Annotated in this window: 9 protein-coding genes; 1 reads left to right on the plus strand and 8 read right to left on the minus strand. The window is 34.4% G+C overall.

The window, feature by feature from the left end; translation table 11 throughout:
* Window positions 1-758: 758 nt before the first annotated feature.
* The 4 genes from SOY52_RS08165 to SOY52_RS08180 all read right to left on the minus strand — a co-directional run bounded on the left by SOY52_RS08165 (window position 759) and on the right by SOY52_RS08180 (window position 4789).
* Window positions 759-2627 carry an ISL3 family transposase gene (locus tag SOY52_RS08165; protein ID WP_320848460.1) on the minus strand — a complete coding sequence of 623 codons (1869 nt, stop codon included), beginning with the start codon at window positions 2625-2627 and terminating at the stop codon, window positions 759-761.
* A 5-nt stretch (window positions 2628-2632) separates the two neighbouring features.
* Window positions 2633-3007, minus strand: coding sequence for a hypothetical protein (locus SOY52_RS08170; protein ID WP_320848461.1), 375 nt, complete (start codon window positions 3005-3007; stop codon window positions 2633-2635).
* A 628-nt stretch (window positions 3008-3635) separates the two neighbouring features.
* Window positions 3636-4157: a flavin reductase gene (locus tag SOY52_RS08175; RefSeq protein WP_320848462.1), complete on the minus strand. Its 522-nt coding sequence runs from the start codon at window positions 4155-4157 to the stop codon at window positions 3636-3638.
* Between the two features lie 32 nt (window positions 4158-4189).
* Window positions 4190-4789: a TetR/AcrR family transcriptional regulator gene (locus tag SOY52_RS08180; protein WP_320848463.1), complete on the minus strand. Its 600-nt coding sequence runs from the start codon at window positions 4787-4789 to the stop codon at window positions 4190-4192.
* 157 nt (window positions 4790-4946) lie between these two features.
* Here SOY52_RS08180 and SOY52_RS08185 point away from each other — a divergent pair, with 157 nt between their 5' ends.
* The gene (locus tag SOY52_RS08185) at window positions 4947-5738 is read left to right on the plus strand and encodes an SDR family NAD(P)-dependent oxidoreductase (RefSeq protein ID WP_320848464.1); all 792 of its coding nucleotides are present in this window, start codon (window positions 4947-4949) and stop codon (window positions 5736-5738) included.
* Between the two features lie 39 nt (window positions 5739-5777).
* On the opposite strand, the gene SOY52_RS08190 is transcribed toward SOY52_RS08185, so the two are convergent.
* From SOY52_RS08190 to SOY52_RS08205, 4 genes are all read right to left on the minus strand, one after another.
* Complete coding sequence (locus SOY52_RS08190) at window positions 5778-6440, minus strand: response regulator transcription factor (RefSeq protein WP_320848465.1); 663 nt, start codon at window positions 6438-6440, stop codon at window positions 5778-5780.
* Entirely contained in the window at window positions 6437-7921 is a 1485-nt protein-coding gene (locus SOY52_RS08195; protein ID WP_320848466.1) for an ATP-binding protein, read from the minus strand. Before SOY52_RS08195 ends, SOY52_RS08190 begins: the two co-directional genes overlap by 4 nt.
* Before the next feature lie 61 nt (window positions 7922-7982).
* Complete coding sequence (locus SOY52_RS08200; protein ID WP_320848467.1) at window positions 7983-8984, minus strand: ABC transporter substrate-binding protein; 1002 nt, start codon at window positions 8982-8984, stop codon at window positions 7983-7985.
* 16 nt (window positions 8985-9000) lie between these two features.
* Complete coding sequence (locus SOY52_RS08205; protein WP_320848468.1) at window positions 9001-9792, minus strand: ABC transporter ATP-binding protein; 792 nt, start codon at window positions 9790-9792, stop codon at window positions 9001-9003.
* Window positions 9793-9832 lie beyond the last annotated feature (40 nt).

Genomic DNA, 9832 nt, shown 5'->3' on the forward strand with positions numbered 1-9832 from the left:
AAGAAGGCAGTTATCCATAATGTACTAATCACTACTTTTGGGGTAAAAGGTGTGGATATTCTTCTGTTTTTTCCAGTATTCTTACAATAGCTGATCTTCTAGCTTAACTTATTCATTAAGTCTAAATTCTTATTGTTAATAGGTTTAAAAAGATAATAATTCCAGACACTAAAACTAATTACCTTACTGTAAGCAATTCAAAAAAAATGATTGTCTATTATGCCTAATGTCAATTTTTATTAGATTTTTAGGCAAATGAGCAATTTCAAAGTTGTTGACGTTTAGAAGAATGAGAGGTTATTATAAAGATAAGAAGTGACCTGTCGATAGACGGTGTTCGCTCCAAGATTTAAAATGACTAAATCGTCACTAGTAAAATTGGAACGGTTCTTACGCAAAGTAAGGGAATAGTGGCGGGAATTAGAGGAGACATATTTTCATGTGTCTTCTTTTTTTGCTTGCATAAGCGAGTGAAAACATGTCTTATCAACAATAGTATTAATAAAATTTGATACAATTAAGTGATAGACGAAATCTAGTAAGTAAACTTACACAATCGATAAAGGGCATTGCTTAATACCTAGATAACTGTACGGATATTATGCCTGCTCCTTGAACACATTAATCTAGGCCTATCTAGTTTGTAGGCCTCCCTTCAAACAGTGCAGTAGGGTATACCATGGCACTGTACCATATTGTCTTTGACAGGAATAGATGCTGTAATCTCTAGTCTACTAGCTGCAATAATTCAATAATACTTATGAACAGAACCAATCAGACAATAAATCACTTGCTGATTTTCCTGTTCTCATTATAATAGATATTGCATAAGTCTTTAGGAAAAGATGATGGAGACCACTCCTGCCAAACATAAGGCGCTTTGTTGATTTGTAACGGCAGTTACCTCCTTCAACAAATCCTGAACTTACTGGGGAAGATATCGCAGCTTTGACCGGAGCGATATCTTTTTTTATTCCATTGACGAAAGGTGTAATCGGTGAGTTCTCATATTTATCAAGGAAATCGTCAAGCTTATCGGGGGCACCTCCCATAAGTATTGAATAAAACGTATTCCAAATCTCAGAACATAGCTTTACTTCAGGGTAATGCTCCTCAATAATACTGTAGTATTTATACACATCAGTTTCATTCATTTTATCTTTGTCCTTAATGGTTATGTACCTAAATACATCATTTCTAGATATTATGGTTACATTTTCAGGGTATTGTTTCTGGGTGTGAAAGAATTTGTCATAAAAAACACCGAAGTTGTTCAATGATAAAGCTCTTATGTGATCTTCGAGCGAAAACAGGCTCCCTGGATAACCGATGTGAATAATATAGGAATATATAAAGGCAGGATTGAAGTGATCCCTTAACATCTTGTAAATAATGTTGAGATAGTCATCCATGTCTGTATGGCGTTTTCTGTATTCCTTTATCTCAAGAACTTGGTCGACATCTTCTTCCGTCATGTTAAGATATTTGTCTAGAGCTGGAACACTGATTCCATATTTCAGAGCAAAATTCTTTTTCCTAGGGGTTGGGGTTTCACTCCATTCTTTCCTCAGTTGCATTATTATTTTGTGTTTTTCCTCCCTTTTTTCTTTCAGTTTTAGATATTTAGCTGAGTAAACGAACCTTTTTTTATCACAGAAAGTGATTATCTTTCCTGTTTTTTCATCAACAGGAGGGGAGTTATCATAATGAATATCATCAAATACATCAGAATCTGGAGAATAAATCTCACATTTGCACTTTTCTGGGGCTTCATCCAGTACCTCATTGTTCTGTATGAATATCTGAGAAGGGATGCCTGCCTTGAAAATATCTTTAAGATATTCGATAAGGTTTTGAAAAATATGAAATCTATCTGCTACCTGAAGACAGTTAGGCAGCACCTCCTTTATTGCACTTGCATATGCACCAGCCCTGTCCCTCGCTACTGTATTTACCATGGGATGGTTCTTTAGCCATTTCTTCAGCTCCTTTCCATCCCTGCCGTTTAAAAGAGCAACCAAATGGTGATCGTTGCCATCATAAATAACAGTATGATATGTTTGTCCTTTCCTAAGACATACATCATCAACACCAATTATTTTGATATTAGAATCGTCTTCAGTTCTTATATGGTTTAGTATTCTGTTAACGGAGTCATGGCTTACCATAATACCCATCTCCCTGCAGATAAGAGCTGCGGTGATGTCACTGCAGAATATTGATAGCGATAAAATGATAATGTTGATGATATCCGACCTGTGCTGATTATGACGGACATTATCCAATTCTTCAGTAAAAGTATTCACAGGGCAGTCTTTGTTCAAGCATTTGTATCTATTTAGTTCAATATGAGCATATGTTGTCATACTTTGAATAGGCATCCACTGTGGATGACGAAAGCCTTTTCCATGAACAATACTGCTTTCTTCTCCACAATGAGGACAGATGCTGGAGGAGGAATGAGACCTAAGGTATATGTGAACCCTTTTCCTTCCATAATCCACAGCTGGTTTCTTATCAGGATTAATCTCAAGAACAGAGCCAAACATCAGTTCTGTGATATCTTTTATCTTTATACTGCTGGAAATGGATTCCCTGTCACGTTTAGGAAGAGTCATTTCAGCCATAACACTCACCTGTATCTGCGTAACAGCGACTCAGACAATGTACCACGCTGTTTAATGACTGCTTCAACTTCTGCAAGGGCCTTCATCTCCTCTGATAAATAATTTCTGATTATTTCTTCAAGCTCTTCAATCCTTTTATCCTTGGTCTGAATTTCCTTCTGAGCCTTTTCATACAAGAGTTTGTAGTTCTCCTTATTCTCCGTTTTCCCTTTTCTTCCTTTTGGTGTAGTAGGAATCATTTCTCCAGACACAGGATCTATTTTCCCAATGAGTTTTCTCTTGCTGCGAGACTGCTTCTTTTCCTTATCCCAGTAGTTTTCGATAACTTCATAAACGTAAGTTACACCATTCTGTTTATTGTAAGACTTTGATATTGACACGATGACCTCCTTATATAGCTAATATAAATATATTATAGCCCTATTATTTCTGCAAGCTAATTATATGGCTATATAGATAATTAGCCCGTGTTTTTATAGCAAAAAAAAAGAAGACACATGAAAATATGTCTCCTCTAATTCCCGCCACTATTCCCTTACTTTGCGTAAGAACCTGCAAGAATACTTAGTGGCGATTATTTTTGTCCTTATTTCTTATTGTAAATCCTAGCATTATCGCTGAAATTACTAAACCAAAAAGCAATATTATCAAACTAATTATCTCATAATCTGACATATCAGTCACTCCTCTAGATAAAATCTATGGTGGTAAGACCTCCATGCCGTCAGAGCGACATGGAGTGATGGGCTGCCTGCCGTTTCGAATCAAGCCACAAGATAATAGACATAATCAATAGAATTTTATTGTTTCAAAGCTAAAAAACTATAGTTAATTTCAATTGAATTGTGAAAGAAATTTCAGAGTTTTTATTAGCAATATTACTTAGATTTTCATTATTCTATTTAATCTCACATGACAAACATTAATATATAAATGTTTGTCATCTATGTGATGTATATCTGTAAATAGAAACTCATTTAAAGTATTATTATAAAATGAATAAGATTATTATTCAGAGATTAATATCTTTACAATTTCACCAACATACATTGTATGAAAATCTTTCTTTGGATAGACTTTCTCTACCATTTCTTTTTCAATAAACCCTTTTTCAATTATCTCTTGGGTATAGATTTTTCTGCAAATGAAAACTAAATCAGCTTCTGCAAAATATGTTGTGCCATAGTCAAATACAGGAGTAAATCCAACTTCCTTAACCTTATCACTATCACGCCCTGAATGACTTCCAAGGTATCCTAAAGCTTTATGATACTTCTCTGGAAAATGGGATAGAGTAAAATACTCTTGGCTATCCATAAACTCTTTTGTATAACGACTTGGACGTACATAACTAATAATAGTTGGTAAATTACTTTTATTTCCACTATCCCAAATAGAACCAATGTGTCCCCAAGATATAGTCATCGTATTATACCCTGATAATTCATCTCCAGCTGTAAGAGCCATCCAATCCTTACCAAAAATTGTATATGGATTTATTTTCAAATCCTCAATTAATACTTCCTTCATATTATTTCTCCAGTTAATAAGTATAATACCTTTTAGCTAATTCTTAATATTTGAATCATTATTCCCCTAATAATGAGTTTTAATAATTCTTCACTCTTATCACCTGCTGTTTCCTTTAGATATAACATAGTGAAATAAACAGCATGGAGAGATGAGGATACTGTCTCTACTGTAATACCATCTTTAAGAGGTAAAAACCTCATTAGCTTAGCACTCATATTTCTATCTTCTTCAAGATGCTTTATTATCCTTTCTTCAGGAAGTCGTTGAGAAATTAAAGTAACATCTTCTTGGCTAATTGTTGCAAGTAATGGATGCTCATCCACCATCTTATAAAAACTATAAATTAATTCGGTAGCACTATCAGGATTAATTGAGGATGGATTAACTTTTGATATTTGCTCAAATATTGCCTTCTCCATTTTTTCATGCTCACTTTCTAGAACCTCAAAGAGAAGCTCTTCCTTTGTATCATAAAAAAGATAAAAGGTTCCTTTAGGTATCATCGCACTTTTGACAATGGCATCAATTGTAGTATGTCTTACTCCATTTCTTATCATCAAACTTGCAGCGGCTTTCCTAATCCGTTCCTTAATTATATTTCTCTCTCTTTCATTAAATGCTCTTGGCATGTTAATTCCTTTTGACTATTTTAACATTAATAGTCAAATATTATTTAAGAAATCCTTATATTGTCAAGATTAATTTAAATATTTTCCATAAACATAATTGTCTATATATCATTAAATAGATATATTTTTATCTAGTAATAAGGAGTTATTAACAAAAATGACATTAAGAGAAAAATATGGTGAATGGGGTATAATCCTTGGCGCTACAGAAGGTGTTGGAAAAGCTTTTGCTGAAAAGATTGCATCAGAAGGAATGAGTGTAGTTCTTGTTGGTAGAAGAGAGGAAATGCTCAAAGAACTTGGAAAATCTATCCATGAGAAATATGGCGTAGACTATAAAGTAATTAGAGCTGACTTTGCTCAATCAGATTGCACAGACAAAATCTTCGAAGAAACAAAAGATTTAGACATGGGCTTCATGAGCTATGTAGCTTGCTTCCATACTTTTGGTAAGTTACAGGATACACCATGGGAAAAGCATGAACAGATGATTAACGTAAACGTTCTTACATTCTTAAAGTGTTTCTACCACTACATGGGTATTTTTGCAAAACAAGATCGTGGTGCAGTAATTAACGTTTCTTCATTAACAGGAATTAGTAGCTCACCTTATAATGCTCAGTATGGTGCAGGAAAAGCTTATATTAAGAAGTTAACTGAAGCAGTTGCTGGCGAGTGTGAAAAGACTAATGTAGATGTTGAAGTAATTACACTTGGAACAACAATTACACCAAGCTTACTTAACAACCTTCCTGGTGGTCCAGCTGGTGAAGCTGTAATGAAGGCAGCTATGACTCCTGAAGCTTGTGTAGAAGAGGCTTTTGCTAATCTTGGTAAATCTTTATCAGTTATCGCTGGAGAACACAACAAAGCGAACGTACATAATTGGAAAGCTAATAAAACTGAAGATGAGTACATTCGTTACATGGGATCTTTCTACGAAAGATAAAATTCTAAGGCTCGGGCTCAAAACCCGAGCTTCTTTTTTTTAATTAAATAGGTGCTCCAAGCCTAAACCTTTTATTATTACAACTATTTCCTTTGATCTAGAACAACCAAACTTTTGAAGTAAAGTTCTGATTTGAGACTTTACAGTCGAAAGCTCAACATTTCTTTGTGAGGCTATCTCACGAACCTTCATATCCAATAAAAAACAGTGAATTAAATCCTTTTCAGTAGGAGTAAGCGAACTAATGTGCTTGATAAAGTAAAGTAGATTTTGTTCTGATTGTCTTAATCTTTTATACTCACACATTACAATATTTCTTACTCTATCATCTAGCTGTGGTTTATTGTTATATACAGCATCAATATGCTCCTTTATCTCTTGAGCTGACACTCCTTTAACAATAAAATCCTCTGCACCAGTTGCAAATGCCGTCATAATCATTTCATCACTATCGTGACTAGTTAAATAAATAATCTTTGCATCCTTATATTTATCTAAAATAGCTTCAGCAGCTTTAATCCCTGAATCAGATTCCTCCATCTCAATATCCATAAGTACAATATCGATAGACTCATCATATTCATTTACAGCATCAAGAGCGGAAGAAACACATTTGGAAACACAATAACCAAGGCTCTCAAGATTTTCTTTTAAATCCTCACGAAGAATATCAAAATCATCTGCAATCATTAGCTTTATCATTCTTTTTGCAAGCCTCCTCTGATACGACCATATCTAGGTAATAGAATTTGGAATACAGTTCCCCCACCCTTTCTATCTTCAAATCGAATTGAACCTAAATGGCTATTCACTATTTTTCTGGTATAGTACATACCTATTCCCCAATTAGAAGAACTATTCTTTGAAGAATAAAAAGGTTCCCAAATCTTTTTTCTTAATGATTTTGGTATTCCAGGACCTCTATCTAGAATAGAAATAGAAATCCATAGACGTTCAATCTTAACCTCTACTTCTATTTTACCTTTTTGTTTCATGGCTTCCCAACCATTAATGATAATATTAGATATTGCTTCAGCTAATTCAAAAGAGGAAGCCAAAATAAGTATATTCTTATCATAAGATAATACTTCAACACAAAGATCACTGTGAGAGGAATAGGATAATTCTAAAGCTTTATTAATTACGCTTTCCAAAGAAACTAATGATAACTTTATTGTTTGCTCTCTTAGTGTAGAGTATAAGCGTTGCATCCTAGTAATTAGGTTATCATTTAATGCTTTTAAATTTTCTATATCAGATCCTTCTACACCACTTTTTTCGAGTCTTGAGATTAATACGCGGCTTGCAAGTAGTTCGTTTTTTGTGCCATGCACAAACGCACTAACACCAACACTTGCAGCCTTAGCTTTTTGTTTTAAAACAACTTCTTCTCTTTCTTGGTCTAAGATAGTACTCATGTATTTAATCAAAGAAATAAAGCCAATAATAGAACATAAGATAGAAAGAACCATTACAATAAAATATAAAGGTGTACTTAAACCACTATTAATATACCATAGTCCCAACATCCACATGTAATCATTACGATAGAATAGATAAATTTGTGCTGGATCTTGTGGTGCATATAATGAATATATTATAGCAACTGAAGCAAGCAATAATATCTTTGGAATAAATCGTCTTCTAAAGAATAAACTTGTAATTGAAAAGTATTCATACACCATGATAAAGAGCGCAATGATGATGTATAAAAATATCCAACAGCGAGAGCCATAGACAAATGCTTTAAGAATTATATTATTCTTGCTTACTAAAGATTCAAATATTTTAGGAATGTATAAAACTAGTGATATTATAGGTAAAACAGCAAATATATAGGCTTTTTTCCTCATTCTAACAGCAAAATCAAAGTAAGAGAAATCAAGAGCGTTAATAATTAATATTAAAGGAAATATAAAGCGGCCAAGAGCAACTAAATATCCTAATTGACCAAGTGTTAATGGCAGGTATTGCATTATATTTCTTATCGAAGAAAAGCCAAAGAGTAAAAGAGATGTTTCATTAGCAATACCACCCTTTTTGGCAACATAAATTAAAATAGATGTAATAAACAAAGCAAGAGATGCTGTCATTAAAAAGATTAATAAAGACCTTCTATTTCTTGCAAAACAAAGAAAGATAATTGAGGAGAGAACCATTAAAATGATAACAATAAGTAACATTTGAACCTCCTCTAAAAGAAATACCGCAGGTCGCCCTGCGGTAGATTTATCAGAAAATTAATCACTTTGCTGCATCAAGCATTACATCAAATAATACGTAATCTGAAATCTTAGCATCCTGATTTACAGCTGAACCAAAGCCTTTCTTCTGTACTTCATAGAGCTTATTAATTGTACCATCGTTAATTTGAGAAATCAATTCAGCACTTGTAATCCATTCAGCATCACCACGCTGTGCATATGCTGTATCAAATCCTGTACCTGTTACTTTTGCAACCCATTCAGCTACCTGCTTGTAGTTGTTTGAATCAGCTCTATAATCCATACCAGCATATAAAGCCTTAGTGAATCTTACGAGAAGGTCTCTATTATCAGCACTCCACTTCTTCATTACAATCCAAGAAGCAACAGAAGCACTTCTGTCTGAGAATGAAAGGTTATTAGCAACTACTACTGCATCAGAACCAAGAGCATCAATAACTGTGAATGAAGATGGTGACCAAGTTGCACATGCATCAAGAGAACCAGAAACCATAGCTGTTGTTAAAGCTGAAGCATCCATTTCATAACCCTTGATATCATTCATTGTTAAGCCTGCACCTTCTAAAGCCCAAAGAAGAATCTGCTCTGATGATGTACCTGATGCATAACCAACCTTTTTACCCTTAAGAGAAGCTACATCTGTAACACCCTTTGACTTGCTACCTACGATAGCATCACCATTACCAACGTGTGAGAAAGCGAAGATATCTGCTTTACCGTTGATACAAAGCTTATGTGCACCATGTCCAATATATCCGATATCAATTGAACCAGATTCCATCGCTGAGATAATTGTAGGACCATCAGCAAACTCAAAGAGTTCTACTTTGATTCCTTGTTCCTCGAAAGCACCTGTATTCATTGCAGAAACAAGAGTACAAAGTGATGCATAGTTTGACATATATGCAACACGAACTGTGTCTAACTGCTTAGCTGAAGAAGTTGTTTCAGCAGCACCGTTTGCAAATACACTTGTCATTGCAATAAGAGCAATCATTAAGATAGCAATAGCTTTTTTCATTTTTTCTCTCCTTTTTTTATTTCCTGACCTCAAGGTATTCCTGATATACCTGTGACCAAATTAAATTCTTTAACTCTAAAAATCTTGGGCTCATCTTAGTCTCCTGATTTCTAGGATATGGGATATCAACATCAACAATATTCTTAATTCTACCTGGGCGAGCAGACATTATTACTACTCTCTGTCCAAGAATTAATGCTTCATCAACATCATGGGTGATAAAGAAACATGTCTTTTGTTCCTTTTCCCAAGTATCAAGAAGCTCTTGCTGAAGCTGAGTTCTTGTTTGAGCATCAAGTGCACCAAATGGTTCATCCATTAAAAGTACTTCAGGATTAGCCGCATATGCTCTTGCAATTGCAACACGTTGCTTCATACCACCAGAAAGTTCTTTAGGATAGTGGTTCTCAAACTTCTCAAGATCTACCATCTTGATATATTTTCTTGCAATCTTTTCAGCTTCTTCACCCTTAATCCCTTTCATATTTAAAGGGAACATAACGTTCTTTAAAACTGTGAGCCAAGGGAAAAGAGCATATTGCTGGAAAACAACACCTCTTTCTGGACCTGTACCTTTAATAGGCTTGCCGTTACAAGTAATAATACCACTAGTTGGCTCTAAAAGACCTGCAAGGATATTTAACAGTGTTGATTTACCGCATCCAGAAGGACCAACTACTGTAACAAACTCATTATCCTTGATATCAAGATTAACTCCATTAAGAGCAACTACTTCACCAGTACGTCCCATATATGTCTTTTTGACATTTTCAATATGGACTTTTATATCTCTCTCTTTTCCTGCCATCCTGTAAGCTTCCTTTCGAGCAATTTGATAATCTTCTCAA

This window comes from Bullifex sp. (assembly GCF_034103065.1).
Lineage (GTDB): Bacteria > Spirochaetota > Spirochaetia > Sphaerochaetales > Sphaerochaetaceae > Bullifex.